The 23,643-nt window shown below is 69.5% G+C and carries 18 protein-coding genes and 5 pseudogenes; 13 read left to right on the top strand and 10 right to left on the bottom strand.

Annotated features, from left to right (window positions below):
• Nucleotides 1–18: 18 nt before the first annotated feature.
• Nucleotides 19–210: pseudogene (locus tag M2283_RS52005) on the top strand (Tn3 family transposase); the annotation flags it as partial.
• Between the two features lie 78 nt (nucleotides 211–288).
• Here M2283_RS52005 and M2283_RS31090 read toward each other — a convergent pair.
• Nucleotides 289–1,260, bottom strand: a complete 972-nt coding sequence (locus tag M2283_RS31090) for an SDR family NAD(P)-dependent oxidoreductase (RefSeq protein ID WP_280879771.1) — start codon at nucleotides 1,258–1,260, stop codon at nucleotides 289–291.
• Nucleotides 1,261–1,322: 62 nt separating this feature from the next.
• Here M2283_RS31090 and M2283_RS31085 point away from each other — a divergent pair, with 62 nt between their 5' ends.
• The gene (locus tag M2283_RS31085) at nucleotides 1,323–1,895 is read left to right on the top strand and encodes a TetR/AcrR family transcriptional regulator (RefSeq protein WP_432423153.1); all 573 of its coding nucleotides are present in this window, start codon (nucleotides 1,323–1,325) and stop codon (nucleotides 1,893–1,895) included.
• Between the two features lie 808 nt (nucleotides 1,896–2,703).
• On the opposite strand, the gene M2283_RS31080 is transcribed toward M2283_RS31085, so the two are convergent.
• The 4 genes from M2283_RS31080 to M2283_RS31065 form a co-directional block, all read right to left on the bottom strand.
• Entirely contained in the window at nucleotides 2,704–3,615 is a 912-nt protein-coding gene (locus M2283_RS31080; protein WP_280879770.1) for a helix-turn-helix transcriptional regulator, read from the bottom strand.
• Nucleotides 3,603–4,340 carry a transposase gene (locus M2283_RS31075; RefSeq protein ID WP_280879769.1) on the bottom strand — a complete coding sequence of 246 codons (738 nt, stop codon included), beginning with the start codon at nucleotides 4,338–4,340 and terminating at the stop codon, nucleotides 3,603–3,605. Before M2283_RS31075 ends, M2283_RS31080 begins: the two co-directional genes overlap by 13 nt.
• Before the next feature lie 184 nt (nucleotides 4,341–4,524).
• The gene (locus M2283_RS31070) at nucleotides 4,525–4,728 is read right to left on the bottom strand and encodes a hypothetical protein (protein WP_280879768.1); all 204 of its coding nucleotides are present in this window, start codon (nucleotides 4,726–4,728) and stop codon (nucleotides 4,525–4,527) included.
• 658 nt (nucleotides 4,729–5,386) lie between these two features.
• Complete coding sequence (locus M2283_RS31065) at nucleotides 5,387–5,986, bottom strand: TetR family transcriptional regulator (protein ID WP_280879767.1); 600 nt, start codon at nucleotides 5,984–5,986, stop codon at nucleotides 5,387–5,389.
• Nucleotides 5,987–6,132: 146 nt separating this feature from the next.
• Between M2283_RS31065 and M2283_RS31060 the strand changes: the two genes are divergently transcribed.
• The 6 genes and pseudogenes from M2283_RS31060 to M2283_RS31035 all read left to right on the top strand — a co-directional run bounded on the left by M2283_RS31060 (nucleotide 6,133) and on the right by M2283_RS31035 (nucleotide 13,883).
• Entirely contained in the window at nucleotides 6,133–7,605 is a 1,473-nt protein-coding gene (locus M2283_RS31060; protein ID WP_280879766.1) for an FAD-dependent monooxygenase, read from the top strand.
• 49 nt (nucleotides 7,606–7,654) lie between these two features.
• A pseudogene (locus M2283_RS31055) lies at nucleotides 7,655–7,840 on the top strand (NAD(P)-binding protein); the annotation flags it as partial.
• 150 nt (nucleotides 7,841–7,990) lie between these two features.
• On the top strand, nucleotides 7,991–8,752 hold the full coding sequence (locus tag M2283_RS31050; protein WP_280879765.1) for a transposase family protein: 762 nt from the start codon (nucleotides 7,991–7,993) through the stop codon (nucleotides 8,750–8,752).
• A 39-nt stretch (nucleotides 8,753–8,791) separates the two neighbouring features.
• On the top strand, nucleotides 8,792–9,037 hold the full coding sequence (locus tag M2283_RS31045) for a DUF2283 domain-containing protein (protein WP_280879764.1): 246 nt from the start codon (nucleotides 8,792–8,794) through the stop codon (nucleotides 9,035–9,037).
• Between the two features lie 343 nt (nucleotides 9,038–9,380).
• Entirely contained in the window at nucleotides 9,381–11,675 is a 2,295-nt protein-coding gene (locus tag M2283_RS31040) for a serine/threonine-protein kinase (RefSeq protein WP_280879763.1), read from the top strand.
• Nucleotides 11,676–12,314: 639 nt separating this feature from the next.
• Complete coding sequence (locus M2283_RS31035) at nucleotides 12,315–13,883, top strand: phytoene desaturase family protein (RefSeq protein ID WP_280879762.1); 1,569 nt, start codon at nucleotides 12,315–12,317, stop codon at nucleotides 13,881–13,883.
• Nucleotides 13,884–14,194: 311 nt separating this feature from the next.
• Here M2283_RS31035 and M2283_RS31030 read toward each other — a convergent pair whose 3' ends face one another.
• Nucleotides 14,195–14,989: an SDR family NAD(P)-dependent oxidoreductase gene (locus M2283_RS31030; RefSeq protein ID WP_280879761.1), complete on the bottom strand. Its 795-nt coding sequence runs from the start codon at nucleotides 14,987–14,989 to the stop codon at nucleotides 14,195–14,197.
• 87 nt (nucleotides 14,990–15,076) lie between these two features.
• Here M2283_RS31030 and M2283_RS31025 point away from each other — a divergent pair, with 87 nt between their 5' ends.
• From M2283_RS31025 to M2283_RS31015, 3 genes are all read left to right on the top strand, one after another.
• The gene (locus tag M2283_RS31025; protein ID WP_280879760.1) at nucleotides 15,077–15,931 is read left to right on the top strand and encodes a helix-turn-helix transcriptional regulator; all 855 of its coding nucleotides are present in this window, start codon (nucleotides 15,077–15,079) and stop codon (nucleotides 15,929–15,931) included.
• 71 nt (nucleotides 15,932–16,002) lie between these two features.
• Nucleotides 16,003–17,112, top strand: coding sequence for an NAD(P)H-dependent flavin oxidoreductase (locus tag M2283_RS31020; protein WP_280879759.1), 1,110 nt, complete (start codon nucleotides 16,003–16,005; stop codon nucleotides 17,110–17,112).
• The gene (locus M2283_RS31015; protein ID WP_280879758.1) at nucleotides 17,109–18,659 is read left to right on the top strand and encodes an acyl-CoA synthetase; all 1,551 of its coding nucleotides are present in this window, start codon (nucleotides 17,109–17,111) and stop codon (nucleotides 18,657–18,659) included. Before M2283_RS31020 ends, M2283_RS31015 begins: the two co-directional genes overlap by 4 nt.
• 30 nt (nucleotides 18,660–18,689) lie before the next feature.
• Here M2283_RS31015 and M2283_RS31010 read toward each other — a convergent pair whose 3' ends face one another.
• The 3 genes and pseudogenes from M2283_RS31010 to M2283_RS31000 all read right to left on the bottom strand — a co-directional run.
• Entirely contained in the window at nucleotides 18,690–19,208 is a 519-nt protein-coding gene (locus M2283_RS31010) for a DUF2867 domain-containing protein (protein WP_280879757.1), read from the bottom strand.
• A 23-nt stretch (nucleotides 19,209–19,231) separates the two neighbouring features.
• A pseudogene (locus tag M2283_RS31005) lies at nucleotides 19,232–20,146 on the bottom strand (penicillin acylase family protein); the annotation flags it as partial.
• A gap of 335 nt (nucleotides 20,147–20,481) precedes the next feature.
• Nucleotides 20,482–21,058, bottom strand: a pseudogene (locus tag M2283_RS31000) (transposase family protein); the annotation flags it as partial.
• Nucleotides 21,059–21,166: 108 nt separating this feature from the next.
• Between M2283_RS31000 and M2283_RS30995 the strand changes: the two are divergent.
• Nucleotides 21,167–21,820, top strand: coding sequence for a hypothetical protein (locus M2283_RS30995; protein ID WP_280879756.1), 654 nt, complete (start codon nucleotides 21,167–21,169; stop codon nucleotides 21,818–21,820).
• Between the two features lie 91 nt (nucleotides 21,821–21,911).
• A complete protein-coding gene (locus M2283_RS30990; protein WP_280879755.1) occupies nucleotides 21,912–23,540 on the top strand; it encodes an ISAzo13 family transposase in 1,629 nt (542 codons plus the stop codon).
• Nucleotides 23,541–23,549: 9 nt separating this feature from the next.
• On the opposite strand, the pseudogene M2283_RS30985 reads toward M2283_RS30990, so the two are convergent.
• Nucleotides 23,550–23,643 (bottom strand): annotated as a pseudogene (locus tag M2283_RS30985) (IS5/IS1182 family transposase); the annotation flags it as partial.

Genomic DNA, 23,643 nt, shown 5'->3' with positions numbered 1-23,643 from the left:
TGTTCGTGAACCGGGCGCATGCTCGCCCTGCACCTTTTGCAGAGCAGTCTCGTGCATGCCAATACCTTGCTCGTCCAGCAGGTTCTGGCCGACCCGGAGTGGGCGGACACGCTTACCGAGGCGGACCGGCGAGGGCTGTCACCGCTGCTGTGGACCCACGTGAACCCATATGGCCGGTTCGAACTGGATATGAACAGCCGTCTCGACCTGGACCTCGCGGCCACCGCGGCCACCGGGGCCAGGCCCGCGCAGTCCACAGGGCGAGTCGGTCGGCGCTCCGAGCTGAGGTCAGACGCGGAGCAGGTTGGTCGAGACGGTCCAGAGGCGCTTGGCGGTGGTGGGATCGAGCGCCCATTCCTTGACACCGTGCGGGTGCTGCGCGAGGGCGGCGTCGTTCGGCACGGTGTAGGCCTCTTGTGAATCGTCGAGGTAGTGGCCTCCGGAGTGAGCGAACTCGGGGGCGACGGCCGCGACGATGCCGGTGGCGGCTCCCTGCTCGACCGTCTTATAGGTGAAGACTCCGGCGGCCTCGGCCGCGTCGAGCGACTCCTTCTGTTCTGTTGTGAAGTTCCGCTGCAGTCCCGTCGCGATACCGCCGGGGTTCACCGCATTGGCGACGATGCCGTCGGACGCCCAGAGGCGGGTCGCCTCGACGGCGAAGAGCGAGTTCGCCGTCTTCGACTGGGCGTAGGCAATCTGCGGGTCGTAGTCGCGACGCTCGAAGTGGAGGTCGTCGAAGTCGATGCCGGAACGCATGTGCGCCGTCGAACTGACCGAGACGATGCGTGCTCCGTCGCGGTCGGACGCTCCCAGGGCCAGGGCGTCGTGAAGGCCGGTTGCCAGAGCGAAGTGGCCGAGATGGTTGGTCGCGAATTGCAGCTCCCAGCCCTCACGCGTTCGTTCGAGGCCGCTGGTGACTACGCCCGCGTTGTTGATCAGCAGGTGAAGCGGGCCGCTCCACGCGTCGACGAACTGTGTGACGGTGGTCCGGTCGGCGAGGTCCAGCCGGACGACTCGGGGCTGCATTCCTCCGGTCGACTTCTCGATCGCCTTGGCGACGGCGTCACCTGCGGTCGTGTTCCGGACGGCGAGCGTCACTTCCGCCCCGGCAGCGGTCAGCACCCGAGCCTTCTCGATCCCGAGTCCGGAGGAGGCTCCCGTCACGATCGCGCGGACGCCGGTGAGATCGGCGCCCCGCAGCACCTCGTCCGCGGCGCTGGAGGCGGTGAAGGGCGTGGAGATGAGTTTGTGAGTGTTCATAGCGCGACTATACGCACTAGACTTAATTTGTATAGTACGGTTCTCGCCCGTATGCTCGTTCCATGAGCAGTCCCGACGCTGGCCACCCGCCGTCGACAGTCGCTGATGCCGACCGTCGAAGCATGGTTCTGGACTCCGCCATGGCCACGTTCGCGCGATTCGGCTACAGGAAGACCTCGATGGAGGAGGTGGCGCGGGCGGCGCGCATCTCCCGGCCCGGGCTCTACTTCCTCTTCTCCTCGAAGGAGACTCTCTTCCGTGCTGCGGTCACCCAGGCCCTGGAGCGGGACATCACCGCTGTCGAACAGGTCCTGGCCGACAGCGGCCGCCCCCTTTCAGAGCGCCTCGTCGAAGCGTTCGACCACTGGGCGGGCCGCTATATCGGCCCGCTGACGCGCGATGTCGCGGCGGTTATCGAGGACAATCCCAACCTCCTCGGAGAGATCGTCGAGACCACGCCGCGACGTTTCGAGGAACTGATCACAGACGCGATCGCCGTCGAGTCAGGACATGAGGCGGCCTCCTTTGTCGCACAGACGATGATCAGCGCATCGATCGGCCTCAAGCATCAGGCCCCAGCACGGGAGTTCTACCTCGAACGGCTGAAGGTCGCCATCGGTCTCCTGGTGGGCTGACAACGCTCCCGGCCTCCTCCTGCGACCGCGGTCTCGGACGCGACGGGCCAGCCTCCGATCCGCCCATCGAAGCCGGCTCGGCAGATCACGCAAGGCCGGACAGCACCGGCCGTCCGGTGTGTGTGGTCCTCGGCTGCGTGCGCAGTGCCGGACCGCGTCGGCGCCCTCAAAGGCAGCTGCCGACGCAGCATGCGGTTCTCCGTCATCGCCTGGTACAGCGCGCCGATCGGTACCTCGACGTCGCCCCTGTGCTGAGCGATCTGCGCCTCGAAGGGGCGTCGCTGAGACATACGACGAAGAGGCAACGTCTGTTCTGGCCAGCACCAATCACTCACCGTGAAGCTGTGACACGGCTTCTCACAAATGATCCCTTTCTCGGAGCAAGACCAAGAACAATCGGCGGGAGCGGTCCGGGTCGCGGATTCACTGCCGCAACTCGTTCTCACTCAAAAGTGGAACCAGGTGCGTTCTGGGAAATGTTTGTGGCAGCACCCAGGGTCATGACAGAACCTCAGATCGCACCCACGTCCGAAGCGGACGACGTCGGGCGCCACCCCTGCCCACGTTGTAACGCTCAGCCAGGCTGACGCTCACGCTCCGGGGCGGTCGCCGGCACTTACCGCACCGGCCGCTTCACCAAGGTGACCCGTCCATACCCGGCCAGTTCGTCCCCGGTGTCCGCGCCGCATTCCTGACCACCGCAGCACTGAGCTTACGAAAATCTTGTATGAGCCGAGAGCCACACCCATCGGTGATCGTCAGTTGCACAGCGACAAGCAGGGGTAGGTGAGGCCGGTCAGTAGCCGGGTCACAGTCCTTGATCAGGGCTGGAGACCTCTGGATCGGGGCGGGTCAGGCTGTTTCCGGGCAGATGACAGGCCGCACGTAGAGCATCCAGCTTCTCTGCGTCAGTGGTCTCGGCCTCAGCCGCACACGTGAGGATCCGGAGGTCGGTGCCGGCAGGCATCAGGACATCGACATCGAGGGTGATGTCACCCACCCGTGGATGTTCGATGGTCTTGCGGTCGCCGGCCCAGGGGGTGGCAGTGCCGTTGAACCACAGTCGGGCGAACGCTGGTTCCCGTCGAAGCATGCCTTCGACGAATGAGGCAAGACGTTCATCCTGGGGATGGGCGGCCGCCGTCACACGCAGGTCGGCGACGAGGTCCTCCTCTTCCGCGTCGCTGCCTCTCCATGACCAGACGGGCCATGCCGCAATCGGGTCCCGGTCTCGGCTGGCTCTCGTCTGGAACATCCCGGCGACGAGACTGCGCCCCTCCCAGCCGTATGCGCGGGGATCGCCGGCCGCGGCCGTCCACATCTTGTTCCAGCCGATGATGGTCCAGTCAGCAGCGAAGATCCCGGCGGGAGTCGCTCCCAACTGATGGACCAGTCGCTGCACGCTCGCGGGTATGTGCCTGGAGACGTTCCCGGCAGAGGGCGGTGCGAGTTGGGCGCAGCGGAACAGATGGTCACGCTCGGAGGGGTCGAGGCGCAGTGCTCTGGCCAGAGCGGTGACCACTTGGGCCGAGGGGTTGCGAGCGCGGCCCTGTTCCAGCAGCACCAGGTAGTCGACCGATATGCCTGCCAGACGGGCCAGTTCTTCACGACGCAGTCCAGGGACGCGCCGCTCCCCGCCGGCCTCCAGGCCAATGTCCTGCGGTGACATACGCTCACGCCAGCCGCGCAGAGTCATGCCAAAGTGATTCATCGTCGCCATGCGGACCATCGTCGTCCAGATGCCACGGACGACACGAAGCTTGTGTTGCCGCATAACGGATCTGTTACACGGAGTCGAGTCCTGACCGCCCGGGTCGGGTTACGGCGCGCCGTACGGCAGAGCCTCGCCGGACGCGTCGGGGTAGCGGTCCGGTGCGCCTGGGTAACGGTGGCGGCCCGCGGCGCAGCGGCGGTCTCATCGAACAGCCCGGCGAACGCCCGGAAAACGTGCGGCACTTGAGGCTTGATTTGCGGTTCGCCTTGGACGTCATTCGCGGCGACGCGGGCCGCCAACGGTGCGGCGGCGTCCAGCAGGCCATCGGTGTCGGTCAGGATGTGACGCTTGCGGCCGTCACGTGACTTGCCGCCGTCGTATCCGCGGCTGTCCTCGCCGACGGTCTCGGAGGCGTCCACCGACTGACTGTCGATGATTCCCGCACTGGGCTCGGCGTTGCGGCCGGCGCGTTGCCTCGCCGAACGTCGCAGGCGTTCGTACAGTTCACGCGCGTAGTTGTAGGCCCGCCAGCGGCGGAAGAAGTCGTAGACCGCCCGCCAGTACGGGAAATCGACCGGCAGGGCCGTCCACTTCACGCCGTTGTCGACCAGATAACGCACAGCGTCGAGCATTGTCCGGTGGCAGTACGCCTCCGGACGCCCGCCCCGCTTCAGGAGCCAGGCCGGCACCGGCATCACGGCGCGGACCTCGGACCACTCCGCGTCCGTCATGTCACTCGGATAGCAGCCTGCCCGCCGTCCCGGAGCGAGCGAACCGAACCGGTGCACGTAGCAGTCACACCCGGGGGTGAGCACGGTGGACGCATGCACAGAGATACTGCTCAACTGATCACGCAACGGGCTTCCTTGGTCGTGCTGGTGTCGTAACCGCGTCACTACCAAGGGGCCCGTTCTCTCATGCCCGCGACCGCACCCGAACCTCCGTCCAGATGATCACCCGCTGCTGCTCGAACAAGATCCGGTTTGCCACAACGCACTGAAGGCCGCCATGCATGATCTGCCGGATCGCGTACACGACGCTCACCACGATCGTCAGGGTGCCCAGAGCGCCGATCAACTGCCACTTGCGCCGCTGGCGGCGTCCCCCGAGTCCGACCATCCACCGATCATCCCGCCGCCCTCCCTCCGGAGAGCCGAGTTCTCCCATCTGTGACCGATCGGATCCGCCCCCACAAGGCAGCACAGCAGGCGGCAGGGAGCTCTCGTGCAGCGACCCAAGCGACTGACGGGCGGCATCGGATCTGAGGCCCGGGGTGAGGAAGCTAAAGCGAAGGTTTTTTGGAGATCGGAGCGCGGGTGAGGCGCCGCGGAGGCTTGAGATGATGACGGCGGTCTCTCCGCCGATGGGGCACCGGAGCGGCGAACGAGGTCGAGGCCGTCCACACTCAGCGGATACCCCAAGCCCTGCCCCGAAGTGCCAGTCTGACCCCCTGACCACCCAGCCGCCACCGACACCGCCAAGCGGTTCGGGCAAGAACCCCGGCGGCAGGCCCGCCCGCCCCTGTCAACGTTGTCGATCGCGGCGCCGGGCTGCCCTCAAGCGCGGGCGGCAGAGCCACGGTTATCTGTCGGCTCGCCATCAACCACACCAGGAGCACAGCGCCCAGACCGCAGTGGGAGGAGCGCGAGAGGGAGCCAGTCGTGGCCGGCGGTGTGCCGGCCTGCCCCTGCTGCGCGCCTGTCCACGGGGCCCCGAGCGCCGTGCGCCACCGGCGGTGTGCGGACAGGCCCGTGCCCACCTTCCCCGCGGGCGGGGTTCAGTCCGTGGCCGCCCGGTTGGTGGGCGGCCAGCCGGGCTCGATGATGTCGAACGCCGTGTCGATCATCCGTACGGGGTCAGCGGACTGGATCGCAAGTGAGAAGGCATCCAGGATGAGGTGGGCCAGGGCGGCGCAGGCCATGTCGTCGGCGGGCCGGCCGAGCTCCGCGGCGACGGCCTCCGCGAGCACCTGCTCGTGGCGCAGCCAGATCTTGCGCCAGTGGTCGCTCAGCGCGGGCGTGTCCAGGACGAGTTTCATGAACCGGTCGGCATGCCGGCCTGAAGCCGCGCGCTTGACCCGCTCTCGCATGTAGCGGCGCAACGATTCCAGGACGGGCATGTCCGGCGCACGTCCGGTCACGGCCTCGACCAGCGAGCGCTCCAGCTCGTCGTCCAGATCGAAGACCAGCGCTTCCTTGGTCGGGAAGTAGTTCATGAGCGTGGTGGTCGACACATCGGCCGCCTCTGCGATCTCCCGGACGGTGATGTTGTCGAAGCCACGTTCCAGGAAGAGCTGCAACGCGGTCTCGCTCAGCGCTCTGCGGGTCGCGGCCTTCTTCCGCTCACGGCGGCCAGGATCCGCGTTGCTGGAGGTCATGGGCGTCACAGTACCATCAAATTGGAGTCGCACAAAACTTGTAACTGTTGCACTTTTTGCGGGATCGAGCTACGGTCGCTGCCGATGGAGGCGCTGCCGCACAGCCGTGGGCAGCGATGCGTACAGCGGAGAAACGGTGATCATCGATGGTTGAAGGACAGGCCACGGACGCGGATGTCGTGGTGGTGGGCGCCGGCCCGACGGGACTCATGCTCGCCACCGAACTGCGGTTGCGCGGAGTGACCACGATCGTCGTCGACAGGCTCACGCAACGCAGCGAGTTCGGCAAAGCACTGAACCTCCAGCCGCGCACGGCCGAGGTGCTTGACCTGCGCGGCCTGCTCACGGCGGCGCAGGACAGGGCCGAAGGCGGCATCCCCGGCTCCCACTTCACCGTCGCGTTCCTGCCCTACACTTCCCTCGACACCCGCTACCCCTACCAGATGGTGCTCCCGCAGGCGCAGCTGGAAGCGGTCCTGGAGCAGCGGTTCCTCGAACTCGGTGGCGAACTGCGGCGGGGCTGGACCGTGGACGACGTCCAGCAGGACGAGAACACGGTCACCGTGCACGGCCCCGACACGCTCACGGCCCGCTACGTGGCGGCATGCGACGGCGGTCGCAGCAGCATCCGCAAGCTGCTAGGGGTCGATTTCCCCGGTACGGCGGCGACGGAGTACTTCACCATGGCCGACATCCGGCTCAGCCCGGGGGCCAAGGAATTGCCGCAGCTCACCGAACAGCAGCGGGAACGCAGGTCCATGCGCCGGCTGCGGCGTGCCGAGCCTGACGGATCCACCGCGAACCTGCTCCCCTACGCCGAACCGGGGCTGTACCGGATCCTCTACAGCGACCACCGCACGACCCGTGACGAGGTAACCAGGCAGCAGATCGTCGACGGCCTGCACCGGTTCTACGGTGATGACTACCAGCTTCAGGACGTCCTCTACGCCGGCCGCTTCGGCGACGCCTCCCGGCAGGTCGAGCACTACCGCACAGGACGCGTGTTCCTGGCCGGCGACGCGGCGCACATCCACTTCCCGGCCGGCGGCCAGGGACTCAACCTCGGTGTGCAGGACGCCTTCAACCTCGGCTGGAAACTCGCCGCCGTGATCACCGGCACCATGGCCGAGACCCTGCTCGACACCTACCACGCAGAGCGGCACCCAGTCGGCGCCCAAGTCCTGGAGAACACCCGCGCCCAGAACACCCTCCGCATCCAGGACGCAAACCACGAAGCCCTTCGGAGGGTCCTGGAACGGCTGCTCCAGACACCGGAGGCCAACCAGGCCATGGCCGAGACGACCTCCGGCCTCGCCATCAGCTACGGCGGCGAAGCACCGGTCGGTACCCGGCTGCGCGACTTCGAATCCGGCGGCTCCTGGGCCAGCACGGCATTCCACACCGGACACGGTGTGCTCCTCGCACGGAAGCCGCAGTACCTGGAGCAGGCACAGCCATGGGCCTCCCGTGTAGTCGGGCTGCACGTCGACAACCTGCCCCTGCCCGGATGCGACGCCCTGCTCGTGCGACCCGACGGCCACATTTGCGCAGCCGTCCCGCACGACGACCTCACCACGGCGCTCTCGACATGGTTCGGGGCGCCCGACACCACCGCATGACCGGCGCCCGCGACACAGCCGCCCGCCTTCCCCAGCGATCCTCCAGGAAGTGAGATCTCCCGTGACGGGGACACCCCACCACCCGATCGCGATCGTCGGCGGCGGCCTCGGCGGGCTGACCGCCGCCGCGGTCCTCCACACCAACGGCATCGAGTTGACCGTGTTCGAACGGGAGGCCGGCCGTGACGCACGCAGACAGGGCGGCGTGCTCGACATCCACCACGACACCGGGCAGGCGGGGGGTCTATCAGGAATTACATGACACTGAGCCTTTTCCAACCTGTGTTGAGCGTGGCTGGTTGGTCGCGGAGGTCTGTACAACGAAGTGAAGCTCCTGGTAGACGGGTTCACGACCAAGATCACCCAATGTCCACCAGAAGCTTCCGTGCTTGTCTACCCGTCCGGGATCGACCTGTCCAGTTCGACCCTGCGGTTCCTCGCCCGTCACCTGCGTCAGCGCCGCCGTGAGATCGGCAGCCGGTGGCGACGCCTGCCAGCGGGACGCCAGGCACTCCTCGCCCTCGCGCACCTGCGATGCAGCGACACTTACGGCCAGCTCGCCGCCGCGTTCAAGGTTGGCATCGCCACCGTGTACCGCTACATCCGCGAAGCCGTCGATGTCCTCGCCACCTTGGCCCCCACCCTCGAACAAGCCGTCAGTACCGCGGCCACGAAAGCGTTCGTGATCCTGGACGGCACCCTGCTGCCGATCGACCGCATCGCCGCCGACCGCCCCTTCTACTCCGGCAAACACGGGAAGCACGGCATGAACGTGCAGGTCATCACTGACCCCTTCGGCCGCCTGCTCTGGGCATCACCCGCGCTGCCGGGAGCGGTCCACGACATCAAGACCGCCCGCACCCATGGCATCCCCGCCGCTTTGGCCCAAGCCGGCGTCCGTTGCTGGGCGGACAAGGCGTACCAAGGAGCAGGCGGCACCGTCCGCGTCCCCTACCGCGGTCGCTGGGACAAACTCTCCACAGGTCAGCGAGCCGTCAATGTCTCCCACGCGAAGATCCGCGCGCTCGGCGAGCAGGCCATGGCCACCCTCAAGACCTGGCGCCTCCTGCGCAAACTCCGTTGCAGTACGACCCGCATCACCACCATCGTCAAGGCCATCCTCGCCCTGCAACTCGCAGCGCACTGACGAGACCGGGATCAACAACACAGAAGGGACCCCAGCATCGTGCCTGACGTCAAAGTCACCTACGACAAGAGCGTGAACGCGGCGTACATAAATTTCACCGACCCGCAGGTCAGCGTGAGATCAGCACATACCTGTCCCTGCGATCCGATCGACGTCGACGGCATGATCAACCTCGACTTCGACGAGCAGGGCCGTCTCATCGGCATCGAGGTCCTAGCCGCCACTTCGAAGCTCCCCGAGTACGTGCTCCAAGCCGCCGAGCGGCTGGACTCCGAGGGAAGTTGAGCCCGGGAGCAGCCCGGCGAGTGCTGCCCTGCACAGCCACCGGCGCAGGTTGGAAAAGGCTCATAGTGTCCGGGGCCGTTCGCAAGAAATCCGCGGAGACTTTTCCGCGGCTCGGCGGCGGATTTCCGACCGAACGATCGCTCTGTTTCCGGCGGGGCGCGTGATGCAACTGGCGTACGCCGTACTGCCTCCGTACGCCCATGAGTTGTATGCCGGAGCGGCCCCGCACCCGCCACTGTCACAAGGCTCCCGCACGGCGCCGTACAAACTCGGACGATAGCTCGCCATACTGGACGAGCCAGGGGAGGGCGGGCGGAACCAGTTACGGGGGCGATCGCGGGAGATGGGGGACAGCAGGCTGATCCAGGGCCGGTACCGGCTGCTCGATCTGATCGGGCGCGGCGGTATGGGCGAGGTGTGGCGGGCCCGGGACGAGTCGCTGGGGCGGCAGGTCGCCGTGAAGTGCCTCAAGCCGCTCGGGCCGCACCACGACCAGGCGTTCACGAGAGTTCTGCGCGAGCGCTTCCGGCGTGAGGCCCGGGTGGCCGCGGCCCTGCAGCACCGCGGAGTGACCGTCGTCCACGACTTCGGCGAGTCCGACGGCATCCTCTACCTGGTCATGGAGTTGCTGGAGGGCCGCAACCTCAGCCAGCTCCTGGAGGACAACAAGAACCATCCCCTGGCGGTCGGGGACGTCGTGGAGATCGCCGACCAGGTCTCCGCCGCCCTCGCCTACACCCACCAACAGGGCATCGTGCACCGCGACTTGAAGCCCGCGAACATCATGCGGCTGACCGACGGCACGGTGAAGATCTGCGACTTCGGCATCGCCCGCCTCGGCCACGACATCGGCTTCACCTCCCGGCTGACCGGCACCGGCATCGCGATGGGCACCCCGCACTACATGTCCCCGGAGCAGATCAGCGGCTCCGAGGTCGACCAGCGCAGCGACCTGTACTCGCTGGGGTGCGTGCTGTACGAGATCACCACCGGGGCACCGCCGTTCGACCTCGACGACGCCTGGGCGATCCTCATCGGCCACCGGGACACCGTGCCTCAGCCACCGCGCAGCAGGCGGGCCGAGCTGCCCGAGTACTTCGAGAAGATCATCCTGGACCTGCTGGCCAAGCTGCCCGAGCAACGCCCGCCCGACGCGCGGGAGTTGGGGCGCAGGATCAGTGCGGGCCGGACGACACCGACGTATGTGCCGACCGTGGTGACCCCGCAGCCGGTGTTCCAACCGCCCGAGCAGGCGGCGTCCGGCGCGGTCCGCCTGTCCGAACCGTCGCGCGAGGCCCGGCTGCCGGAGGAGTCCCGGGAGACCCGCCTGCCGTCCTGGACCCGGGGCATGACCACCGGCCACAAGGCCACCGGCGCCGGACTGCGCGTCACCCCGCCGGACGCCGGTGCGGGCCTGACCGGCGAGTGGATCCCGCGTCCCGCGGGCGGCCGGCCCGAGGAGCCCGTGCCGGACCGGCACCGGGATCCGTCCCCGGAGGCGATCACCGCGCTGGCCGGTCGGCACAACGCCGGGCTCAGTCTGGGCCGGCTCGGCCGCTGGACGGAGGCGGGCGAGGTGCACCGCGCGGTCGCCGCCGAGCGCGCCCACCTCCTCGGTCCCGACCACCCCGACGCTCTGGCCAGCCGCTACGAGGTCGCCTTCACCCTCAGCCGCACCGGCCGGGCCGCCGACGCGCTGCAGGAGTACAAGCACGTGACCGCCGCGCGTACGCGGGCGCTGGGCCCCGACCACCCAGACACGCTCGCCGCTCGCCAGGAAATGGCGTACGTATTGGGCCAGTTGGGCCGGCACTTCGACGCGCACCAGGTGTACACGTCGGTACTCGTCGCCCGCGAGCGCGCCATGGGCCCCGATCACCCCGACACGTTGCGCTGCCGCCACAACCTCGCCTTCAACCTCAGCCGGCTGGGCCGTCTGGAGGACTCGTACCGGATGGCCTGCGAGGTGGCCACGGCCCGCGCCCGCGTGTTGGGGGCGGACCACCCGGACACCCTGGTCACCCGTTACGAAGTCGCCTACGCACTCGGCCAGCTGGGCCGTTGGCCGGAGGCGTTGCGGACCTACCACGAGGTCGCCGAGGCCCGCGTCCAGGCCCTCGGCCCCGACCACCCCGACACCCTCGCGGCCCGCTACGAGGTAGGCATCAGCCTGGGCCGTCTCGGCCGCAGCGCGGACGCCCTCACCCTGTACCGCGACCTGATCGACGACCGCACCCGCGTCCAGGGCCCCACCCACCCCGAGACCCTGCGCGCCCGCCACGGCCTCGGCGTCAACCTCGGCCGCCTGGGCCGCTGGGAGGAGGCCCTCGCCGAGTCGCGCGACGTCTGCGCGATCCGCGACCGCGTCCTCGGCTCCGAGCACCCCGACACCCTGGTCAGCCGCCGCGAAGTCGCCGTCAGCCTCGGCTGGTTGGGCCGCTGGACGGACGCCCTCACCGAATACCGCCGAGTCGCCACCGCCCGCGAACGCGTCCTGGGCCCCGACCACCCCGACACCCTCGCCAGCCGCAACGACGAGGCCCACTGCCTCGAACAACTCGGCCGCGGCGCGGAGGCGGTCGAGCTGTACCGGAGGGTGGCGGTGCTGCGGCAACAGCGGGCGACGGGCGGGCGCTGACGGTCGACTGTCCGGCCGGGTCCGGCGGCGGCTGTGTCTCCGACGGCACGGGCTGCCTCCGGCGGAACGGTGTGCTTCTGCCGGTCGGTCCCTGGACGGTCCGTTTCCGGTGGCCGGTCCCGGACGGTCCGCCTCCGGCGGTTGGCCGCCGGCCGCGCGTCGCCCACCCGCCCGCACCGGGCCGTGCGTCTGCCGCCGGTCGGCCGCGTGTCTCCCACCCGGCCGGCCCAGCTGCGAGTCACTGGCGGGTCTGCCAGCGGCGACGCGCTTCCCGTCCGTTCGCCCCGGGACGCGCGACTCCCGCCTCCGGCCCCGTGTCCCTGACCGGTCCGGGCGCTTCCCGCGTGTCGCCCACCTGCCCGCGCCGGCGCGGGCCTCTCCGACCCGTCCGCCGCCGGGGCGCCCGTCTCCCGAGGTCTGGTCCCTGGCTGCGCGTCTCTCACCGGCCTGATCCCCGGCGCGCGTCTCCTGCCGGCCAGCCGTCTGCCGCCGGTCTGCACCCACCCGCCCGTCTCCCGCCGGTCCAACCCCCGCCCGCTCGCCGCCCGCCCACCCGCGCTCGCCCGAATGCCCCCGGCCCGCCCGTCTCCCCCCGTTTCCGCTCTGGCCGGTCCGGATCATCGCGTGTTACGAAGAACCATGACCGCACTCGAGGGACACCGCGCGTACGACGCCGTCATCGTCGGCGGAGGGCACAACGGGCTGGTCGCCGCCGCCTATCTGGCTCGGGCCGGGCGGTCGGTGCTGGTGTTGGAGCGGCTCGACCGGACGGGGGGCGCCGCCGTGTCGACCCGGCCGTTCGCCGGGGTGGACGCGCGGCTGTCGCGGTACTCGTATCTCGTCAGCCTGCTGCCGAAGAAGATCGTGCGGGACCTGGGTCTCGACTTCCGGGTCCGCGCCCGCACCGTCTCGTCGTACACCCCCGTCGAGCGGGACGGTCGGCCCACCGGACTCCTCGTGGGTGGCGGCGAGCGGCGCACCCGCGAGGCCTTCGCGAAGCTCACGGGCTCCGGCCGCGAGTACGAGGCCTGGCAGCGGTTCTACGGCATGACCGGCCACGTTGCCGAGCGAGTCTTTCCGACCCTCACCGAACCGCTCCCTTCACGCGACGAACTGCGCCGACGGGTCGACGACGAGGAGGCGTGGCGGGTGCTGTTCGAAGAGCCCATCGGCGTCGCCATCGAGGACCGCTTCAGCGACGACCTCGTGCGGGGCGTGGTCCTCACCGACGCCCTCATCGGCACCTTCGCCGACGCCCACGAACCCTCACTCGCCCAGAACCGCTGCTTCCTTTACCACGTCATCGGCGGTGGCACCGGCGCCTGGGACGTCCCCGTCGGCGGCATGGGCGCACTCACCGACGCCCTGGCCGCGGCCGCGCGCCACGCGGGAGCCGTCGTCGCCACCGGCCACGAGGCCGTACGCATCGACACGGACGGCCGAACCGCCGAGGTCGCGTACCGCACCCCCGACGGCGAGGGCACCGTCACCGCACGGCACGTCCTGGTCAACGCCTCACCCCAGGCCCTCGCGGAGCTGACCGACGACATCCCGCCCGCCCTCGCCGAGGGCGCCCAGCTCAAGGTGAACATGCTGCTCAAGCGGCTGCCGAGGCTGCTCGACCGGTCCGTCGACCCGCGCGAGGCCTTCGCCGGCACCTTCCACATCGGCGAGGGGTACGCCGATCTCGCCACCGCCCACGCCCAGGCCGCGGCCGGCGAGCTGCCCGGCGCCCCGCCCTCCGAGATCTACTGCCACTCGCTCACCGACCCGACGATCCTCGGCCCCGACCTCGTCCAGCAGGGCTACCAGACCCTCACCCTGTTCGGCCTGCACACGCCGGCCCGGCTCTTCGACCGGGACAACGACGCCGTACGCGACGAACTCCTGAAGTCGACCCTCGCCCAACTCGACACCCACCTCGCCGAACCGCTCGCCGACTGCCTCGCCACCGACGCCGAGGGCCGCCCCTGCATCGAGGCGAAGACCCCGCTCGACCTGGAACGCGACCTGCGCCTGCCCGGCGGCAACATCTTCCACCGCGAACTGTCCTGGCCCTACGCCCAGGAGGACACCGGCCGTTGGGGCGTGGAGACCCGACAGGCGAACGTGCTGCTGTGCGGGGCGGGCGCGGTTCGTGGGGGAGGGGTGAGCGGAGTGCCGGGGCACAACGCGGCGATGGCTGTGCTGGAGGGCGACGGTGGATGAGGGGCGGCGCGCGGGTCGGGTCCGGGGGCCGGCGCGGAGGGACCGAGCGGAGGCGCGCCGGGGGTGAGTGCCGGGCCGCGTCGGGTTCGATGGAACGGTGCGCCCCGATCGAACGCGGGCGATCGAAGCCCGGGGCGGTGTGGCGGGGCCGAGGCGGCCGAACGTGGCGGTCGGGACTCAGACGGGGCGAGCCTGTCAGCGGCTCGCGGCATCCGAATCGCCCCGCACACCCCGGCCGCGCCCACCCTCACGCCCGTAGCACTGCGGCCACCGCCACGCTCACGCCCGCAGCCCTCCGCTGACTGCCACGCTCACGCCCGCAGCCCCCCATCCACCGCCAGAATCACCCCGGTCACATACGAAGCCCGGTCGCTCAGCAGCCACGCCGCCGCCTGTGCGATCTCGTCCGGGTCGGCAGGCCTGCCCAGTGGGTTCAGCATGGAGATCCGGTCGATCACTCCGGGGGACTCCCGCTCCCACTCGTCGACCATCTCGGTGAGGGTGAGCCCGGGGGCGATGGCGTTGACGCGGATGCCCTCGCGGCCGTATGTGGCGGCGGCCGACGCGGTGAGGCTGTTGACCGCACGCTTGGCCGCGCCGTACACGGGCAGCTCGGGGTTGGCGGCGAGGCTGCCGACGCTGGAGTTGTTGACGATCGCGCCGCGCCCGGACGTGGCGCGGATGGCGGCGATCTCCGCCTTCATGGACAGCCACGGCCCCTTGAGGTTGACGGCGCTGACCCGGTCGAAGTCGGCCTCCGACAGCTCGTCGAGCGGGCCGGGCGGCTGGGTGGTGGCGCCGTTGTTGAAGGCGACGTCGAGCCGGCCGTACAGCTCCACGGTCCGCTCGACGGCGGCCCGGACGCTGTCCCCGTCGGCCAGGTCGCACAGCACGTACTCGGCGGTGCCGCCGGCCGCCCTGATCTCCTCGGTGACCGCCTTGAGCTGCGCCTCGGTGCGCGCCGCGAGGACCACCCGGGCGCCCTCGCGGACGAACAGCCGCGCGGCGGCAGCGCCGATGCCGCGGCCGCCCCCGGTGATGAACGCGACCTTGCCGTCGAGCAGGCCGGTGGTGGTGTCGGGTGTCGTGTGAGGTGTGTTGTTCATGCCGTCGAGCCTGTGGCCGGCCGCGGGCCCTATCCAGGCACCGGCTGTACCTGGCTGGCCGCCCCGGCGCACGCGCACACTGGAGAGGTGAACCGACGAGCACTGGCGGACTTCCTGCGCAGCAGGCGCGAACGCATCAGCCCCGCCGACGTGGGCCTGCCCAGCGGCCCGCGCCGCCGTACGCCGGGGCTGCGCCGCGAGGAGGTGGCGCAGCTGGCGTACATCTCGACCGAGTACTACACGCGCCTCGAACAGGCCCGCGGCCCCCATCCCTCCCGCGAGGTGCTGGCCCAGCTCGCCCGCGCGCTGCGCCTCACCGACGCCGAGCGCGACCACCTGCACCACCTCGCCGGTGCACCGCCCGCACCCGCGCCGGGCCCCTCGCGCGAGGTCCGGCAGAGCATCCTCGACCTACTGGACCGGCTGCCGCTCGCCGCGGCGTTCGTGACCTCGGCGACGCTGGAGATCATCGCCTGGAACGACCTCGCGGCGGCCCTGATGGAGGACTTCTCCGCCCTGCCGCGCCGCGAACGCAACCTGGTTCGGCGCGTCTTCCTCGGACCGCATCCGAACGGCCGCCGCCTGTACGGCGTTTCGGACTCGGACGCGTTCGCCCGCAGCTCGGTACCCCAACTGCGTGCCACCGCGGCCCGCTACCCCGACGACCCGGAGGTGACCGAACTCATCGGCGAACTCCTCGCCGGGAGTGAGGAGTTCGCCCGGTTGTGGGCCGACCACGAGGTGGCCGGCGGCGGGCCCACCCTCCGCAAGACCTTCGACCACCCCGTCGTCGGCCCGGTCACCGTCAACTGCGACGCCCTGGACATCACCGACCGGGACCAGCGCGTCGTCATCTACACCGCCACCCCCGGCTCGCCGTCCGACGAGGCGCTTCGGCTGCTGGCGGTCATCGGCACCCAGCACATGGGCGTATCGAGCTGACGCCACAAGAAATCTGACGGAGCATCAGAAAAGGTCTTCCGTCGTCCGGCGGACTGCGGCATTCTGCGCCCATGCAGACCGAGTTGAGCAACAGACTGGGAATCGAGCACGCCGTCTTCGGCTTCACGCCGTTCCCCGCCGTCGCCGCGGCCATCAGCCGGGCCGGCGGATTCGGTGTGCTCGGAGCGGTCCGCTACACCGCACCCGACGACCTCAAGCGCGACCTCGACTGGATAGAGGCGCACGTCGACGGCATGCCGTACGGCCTGGACGTGGTCATGCCGGCGAGGAAGGTCGAGGGCGTCACCGAGGCGGACGTGGAGGCGATGATCCCGGAAGGACACCGGCAGTTCGTCGTCGACACCCTCGCCAAGTACGGCGTGCCCGAGCTCGCCGAGGGCGAGGTGTCCGGCTGGCGCATCACCGGGTGGATGGAGCAGGTCGCCCGCAACCAGCTCGACGTCGCCTTCGACTATCCGATCCGCCTGCTCGCCAACGCCCTGGGTTCCCCGCCCGCCGACGTGGTCACCCGCGCCCACGAGCACGACGTACTGGTCGCCGCGCTCGCGGGCAGCGCCCGGCACGCGGTCAAGCACGCCGAGGCCGGCCTCGACATCGTCGTCGCGCAGGGCTACGAAGCCGGGGGCCACACCGGCGAGATCGCCTCGATGGTGCTCACGCCGGACGTCGTGGACGCCGTCGACCCGTTGCCCGTGCTGGCCGCCGGCGGGATCGGCAGCGGTCAGCAGGTGGCCGCCGCCCTCGCCCTGGGCGCGCAGGGGGTGTGGCTGGGCTCCGTCTGGCTGACCGTCACCGAGGCCGAACTGCCCTCGCCCAAGCTGATCGAGAAGCTGCTCGCCGCCGACTCGGGCGCCACCGTCCGCTCCCGCGCGCTGACCGGGAAACCCGCACGTCAGCTCCGTACCGAATGGACCGACGCCTGGGACGACCCGGCCGGACCCGGCACCCTCCCCATGCCCCTGCAGGGGCTGTTGGTCGCCGATGCCGTCTCGCGCATCCAGAAGTACGAGGTCGATCCGCTGCTCGGCACGCCCGTCGGCCAGATCGTCGGCCGGATGAACAGCGAACGCAGTGTCCAGGCCGTCTTCGACGACCTCACCCGCGGCTTCGAGCAGGCCGTGGACCGCATCAACCGCATCGCCGGAAGGAGCGGCCAGTGAGCACACCCCCCGCCGGTTTCTGGGCCCAGGCCACCGAGGCCCCCGACCGCACGGTCCTCATCGCGCCGGACGGCGAGGAGTGGACCGCCGGACGGCTGCACGCCGCCGCCAACCGGCTCGTCCACGGCCTGCGCGCCGCGGGACTCGACCGCGGGGACGCCTTCGCGGTCGTGCTGCCCAACGGAGTCGAGTCCTTCACCGCGTATCTGGCCGCCAGCCAGGCCGGTTTCTACCTCGTCCCGATCAACCACCACTTCGTCGGCCCGGAGATCGCCTGGATCGTCGCGGACTCCGGCGCCAAGGTGCTCATCGCGCACGAGCGGTTCGCCGAACCGGCCCGCCACGCGGCTGAGGAGGCCGGACTCCCGGCGAGCCACCGGTACGCCGTCGGCACGGTCGAGGGCTTCCGGTCGTACGCCGAACTCCTCGACGGACAGCCCGAGTCGGCGCCCGAGGACCGCGAACTCGGCTGGGTCATGAACTACACCTCGGGTACGACCGGACGCCCGCGCGGCATCCGCCGCCCGCTGCCCGGCAAGAGCCCCGAGGAGGCCTACCTCGGCGGCTTCCTCGGCATCTTCGGCATCAAGCCGTTCGGCGACAACGTCCACCTCGTCTGCTCGCCGCTCTACCACACCGCCGTGCTCCAGTTCGCGGGCGCCTCACTGCACATCGGGCACCGGCTGGTGCTGATGGACAAGTGGACGCCCGAGGAGATGCTCCGCGTCATCGACGCCCACCGGTGCACGCACACGCACATGGTCCCGACCCAGTTCCACCGGCTGCTCGCGTTGCCGGAGGAGGTCCGGCGGACGTACGACGTCTCGTCCATGCGGCACGCCATTCACGGCGCCGCGCCCTGTCCCGACCATGTGAAACGGGCCATGATCGACTGGTGGGGCGACTGCGTGGAGGAGTACTACGCGGCCAGCGAGGGCGGCGGCGCCTTCGCCACCGCCGAGGACTGGCTGAAGAAGCCCGGCACCGTCGGCAAGGCCTGGCCCATCAGCGAACTCGCCGTCTTCGACGACGACGGCAACCGGCTCCCGCCCGGTGAACTCGGCACCGTCTACATGAAGATGAACACCGGCGGCTTCGCCTACCACAAGGACGAGGCCAAGACGAAGAAGAACCGCATCGGCGACTTCTTCACCGTCGGCGACCTCGGCTACCTCGACGAGGACGGCTACCTGTACCTCCGCGACCGCAAGATCGACATGATCATCTCGGGTGGCGTCAACATCTACCCGGCGGAGATCGAGTCCGCCCTGCTGGCCCACCCCGCCGTCGCCGACGCCGCCGTCTTCGGCATCCCGCACGACGACTGGGGCGAGGAGGTCAAGGCCGTCGTCGAACCGGCCCCGGGCCACGAGCCGGGCCCCGAGCTGGCCGCCTCGATCCTCGCCCACTGCGCCGAGCAACTCGCAGGCTACAAACGGCCCAAGAGCGTCGACTTCATCACGGAGATGCCCCGCGACCCCAACGGCAAGCTGTACAAGAGGCGGTTGCGGGATCCGTACTGGGAGGGGCGTACGCGACCGGTGTGACCCCGGCTCGCACGCCGTCTCCCGCCGGCCTCACGTACGGACGGCCCTGCCGACCATGGCTCGGACGATCAGGTGATGGAAGGGCTCGATGGCCCTGAAGTAGAGGCGGCCGACGGGCCGTTCGAACCGGACGACCGTCGTGCAGACGCCCTCCAGCCCGGTGCCGTAGGACACCGGGCGGAGGGCGAAGGAGACCCGGAAGGCGAGGTGCTTGTCGTCGTCTCCGCACAGCACCTCGTCCGCGGCCACCGTCAGCAGCCGGAACGGGCCCACCTTGCGACCGGGTTCGATCCGGACGTCCGCCGAGCGCACACGCTCCCGGGTCTTGAGGCCGAAGGGCGCCACGGCCCGGTCGCGCACGGCCAGCAGTCGGCTCGCCCACCTCGGGGTGCTGGTGAGGACCAGCCTGGTGAACCCGACGGCGTCGGTGCCGGCGGGGAGATCCACGGACACGGCGTCCACATGGTCGTAGCGACCAAGATCGGCCACCGCCGCGCCGAGCACCGGCGGCGCGTGCCGTCGGACTCGTCGTGCTCGCGTGCGGGCCATGTCCGCTTCTCTCCCCGTTGTCGTCAACGGCGTTCGGTCACCTTCACCACCCGCAGCGCGGGCGAGGACCGGATGTCCTTCTCACAGAAGCGGGCGGTCACCCACTTCTCCTGGGAGAACAGCTTGGTCTGGTCGCTGTAGTGGGGTGAGTTCGGGTTCGAGGACTGGGAGTACGTCAGCAGTGTGCGCGTCACCGGGCAGCCGCTGCTGTTCCAGCCCACCGCCTGGATGTGGCTGGAACCGGTGGTCACCTCCGTGTACCCGCCGTGCGTCGGGTCCCACACCGGCTCGACCTTGTTCCACACACCGAGGGCCTCCGTGGCGCCAGGGACGGAGATGCGTTTGCCGTTCCGTACGACGAACTGGTGCTCCCCGAGCGTGGAGCCGAGCGGGATGCCGGCCGCCCGCAGTTCGGTCACCGCGTCCGCGAGGGCCGTGGCGAAGCCGGGCGCGTCGGTGTTGAGCGTGTTCGGCGTGTGGACCGGGTCGGCCGCCGAGAACGGCACCTTCCACCGCTGGGCGCTGGGCACCAGGACGTTCAGTCGGCGCCAGAAGCGGTCGAAGAGCAGTGCTCCCCGGCTGCCGGTGTCGGCGGTGCGGTCCCAGGAACTGAGCACCGCGCAGGCCGCGGAGACGTCGACCTCCTTGCCGTCCTTGTCCTTGGCGATACCGCCGGGCAGGGCGGCACACGCGCGTGCCGTGTCTCCGGCCGCCAGTCCGCCGATGGTGACCTGGTTCGCGAACTGCTGTCGCTGGAGGTCCCGCACGGTCAGCTCACCGCGCGCGGCCATCGCCGACACGGCGTCGATCGCGCCCCGGGTGCGCGGGGAGCGCGCGGTGCCGAGGGTGCCGAAGATCCGCTCGTAGCCGGTGAGCGGCCGGTCGGCGTTGGTCAGCCAGGCGCTGTCGTTGGAGTTCGCCGCGCAGCTGGCGGCTTTACTGGAGTCGACGGAGCCGCTGATGGCCGGGCGTGAACTCAGTAGGGAGGAACGCGGCTTGTTCACCCCGGCATTCACCGCGCCTGTGTATACCCGCGTGGTGCAGGGCTACGAACAGCGGTACGCCACCGTGTGCCCGCTGCCCGCTGCCCGCTGCCCGTCGCGGTGACCGCCGCGGTCATGGCCCTCCAGCCGTCCATCCGGGCAGCGCTGCCGGCCACCCCGCGCACCGGGCTGATGGGGTGGCTGGACGCGAACGAGGCCGTGCGCGTCGCCATGGGACTCAACGCTGCCGCTCTCGCTGCCGTCGTGCGGCCCGGCCTGCTCTTCGCCCTTGCGGCGGCAGTGTGGAATGACCAGACCGGTGCCCTGGTAGCCGCCGTCGGCAATCGTCATCGTGTTGCCGACGGCGGCTTTGGCGCCGGACTCCTCCCACCCTCGGGAGTCGTGCCGGTTGCCGGGCAGCGGCCGGCCAACCGCGACGATGCGGCGGGTGTCGGCATCGATGACCACCTGATGAGCGGTTGAATACCGATACTTCTTCGACTGCTCGGCAACCGTGTGGTCGCGGGTGGGCACCAGGGTGCCATCCATGATGAGCACGGTGTCCTTGCGGAACCGCTTCCGCGGCTGGAGCGCGAGCATCGTTCCGAGGTGGTCAATGATCCGGTCTGCGGACGATTTGGAGATCCCGAACAACGGGGCAAGCTGCCGCATCGTCAAGTTCGTGCGCCAGTACGCCGTGACCAGCAAGATGCGGTCCTCAAGCGACAGGCTCCATGGGTGACCACGGCGCGGATCGGTGGCCTGCGCCCGCCGTATCGCGGTCACCAACTCGCCAAAGTGGCGCGGGCTCAGCCCGGTGAACGGAGCCATCCAGGACGGCGCCGACGCCGTGATCACACCAGCCACACCGTGATCGTTCCACCCCGGGCAGGAAGCCGAGCGAGTGCCCTTCCGTACAAGGGTCAGCGGCCAACACTGCTATGCCTGCCGACGCGGCCAGTCCAGAATGCTGTCGTGGCCGAAGACGAACAGAGCGGCATAAAACCGTGTTCATTCCTGATGTCTGCGACAGAGGTGGCTCGGCTGCTGGGTGTCGAAGACATCGCCATGAAGCCGAACGACCAGCATGCCCGCCACCTCGCCCATGCGGTGCGTAAGCCGCTGCTCGAACGTGCAACTCTGCCCGAGGAGTTGTTCGCTCCGTTGATGGCAGCAGCCGTACACGACCCAGATCCCAGCTTCTGCCGCTGGTTCGTCGAGCCAGCGGTCTACGCATTCGGACGCCGCCGTGTCATGGCAGCACTGGTCGACTATCTACGGATCGGCACGGATGCTGAGCGAGCGGGTGCCGTACGGGCCTGGTACTGCGCCCATGTGCCTTTGCACGCAGATCGGTCCCCAGCCTACGGACCCGGTGGGGTACGTGATCCCGCCCTGGACGAGTCGCAAGACATCAAGGACGCCTGGCTGGAAGCCTCCATGCGGGTGTTCGCCGAGGCCACCGATCTGCGGATGCGCCACCGTGTGCTGCTGGGCCTGCCTACCTCCCGCGCGGCATACCCGCCACGCCTGCACACACTGCTTGAAAGCACACTCGCATCCGCCCAGGCCCATCCCGACCGGCACATCCGTCGCTGGGCCGCCGCAACAGACCACGACGCAGTCTGAGCCCGGCTGTCTGCCAGCAGTTACGGGACATCCCTTAGGGCTTGCAGCGAATCAAAGTGTTGCTTCCAGCTCTGGTGATCGTTGTTGTGGTGTGCGCATCCCGGACGAGACTCGTGACCAACTTGCCGTGAAGTTCGCGGTGTTGTTCCCGCACTTGGACGAGCGGCAACGACGGTTGTTGATGGCCGCGGAGGCCAGGATGCTGGGCCATGGTGGCGTCCGGGCCGTCGCGCAGGCCGCAGCGGTGAGTGCGACGACGGTCCGCAAGGGCGTGTTCGAACTTGAGGCCGGCGAGGAGCCGTTGGGCCGGGTTCGGCGGTTGGGCGGAGGACGCAAACGGGTCGCGGATCTCGACCCGGGACTGCGTCCATCACTACTGGCGCTGGTCGAGCCGGACGAGCGGGGAGATCCGATGTCGCCGCTGCGCTGGACGGTGAAGTCGACCCGCACTCTGGCCCGGGAACTGACCCGCACCGGGCACAAGGTCAGTGCCGACACCGTCGCCGACCTGCTGCGGGAGGAAGGCTTCAGCCTGCAGGCAGGCGCCAAAACCCTGGAGGGCGGCCAACACGGCGACCGGGACGCCCAGTTCCGCTATCTCAACGAGCAAGCCCGCGAACACCGAGATGCCGACCAGCCGGTGATCAGCGTGGACACCAAGAAGAAGGAACTCGTCGGAGAGTTCAAGAACAGCGGCCGCCAGTGGCGACCGGGAGGCGATCCGGTACTGGTCGGCGTCCACGACTTCGCCGACCCGCAACTGGGCAAAGCCGTCCCCTACGGCATCTACGACCTGGCGGCGAACACCGGCTGGGTCAACGTCGGCACCGACCACGACACAGCCGCATTCGCCGTGGAGTCGATCCGCCGCTGGTGGCACGGCCAGGGCCACCCCACCTACCCGCGGGCAACACGACTGCTGATCACCGCCGACGCGGGTGGCTCCAACGGCTACCGCACCCGGGCCTGGAAACTAGAACTCGCCCGCCTCGCCACCGAAACCGGGCTCACGATCACCGTCTGCCACCTGCCTCCGGGCACATCGAAGTGGAACAAGATCGAGCACCGGCTGTTCTCCCACATCACCATGAACTGGCGCGGCCGCCCGCTGACCAGCCACGAAGTCATCGTGAACAGCATCGCGGCGACCACCACCCGCACTGGACTACGCGTGAAGGCCGACCTCGACACCAACAGCTACCCCACCGGCGTGAAAATCGGCGACGCGGAGATGGCCGCCCTGCCACTGACCCGGCACGCATTCCACGGTGACTGGAACTATGCCCTCCACCCCCAGGCATGCCCCGTCATCCCAGCGGCGCGGGCCCCGCAAGCGCCTGCCGCGAAGTGGGAACAAGCCCTGCTCTCCGATCCCGCCCTGACCGGGATGTCCCGCCGCCAACTCGGCGACCTCACCGCAACGTTGGCCCCTGACGGTGACACCCAGTGCGGCCGCCCGCCCCGGCTCACCTACCCCGAACAGGTCCTGGCCACCGTGCTCCACCTGCGACTCGCGCTGGCCGCGGAACCCCTGGCCGTACTGTTCGGCAGCAGCCGCACGGCCATGCACCGCACCCTCCTGAAAAACAGGAGGCTGCTCGAGGCCCACAGGATCGCCATCTCACCCGCGACGACCCCACCCGCGGCCCTCGTGATCCTCCAGGCCCGGGTCCTCGCCCTGACCGGCGAACCCAACAACAAGATCAAGACGACGTGTTAATGAGCATTTTCAGCGGTGCCGCTCCAGGGTGAGGACGGCTTTGGTGATTGACGTCATGCGGTTCGGGCTGCACCGGGCGTGACGGAAGATTCGCCAGCATTTC

Source organism: Streptomyces pseudovenezuelae (assembly GCF_029892565.1).
GTDB lineage: Bacteria > Actinomycetota > Actinomycetes > Streptomycetales > Streptomycetaceae > Streptomyces > Streptomyces pseudovenezuelae_A.
The sequence above is the reverse complement of the archived record's forward strand: the minus strand, read 5'-3'. Positions and strand labels throughout refer to the sequence as shown.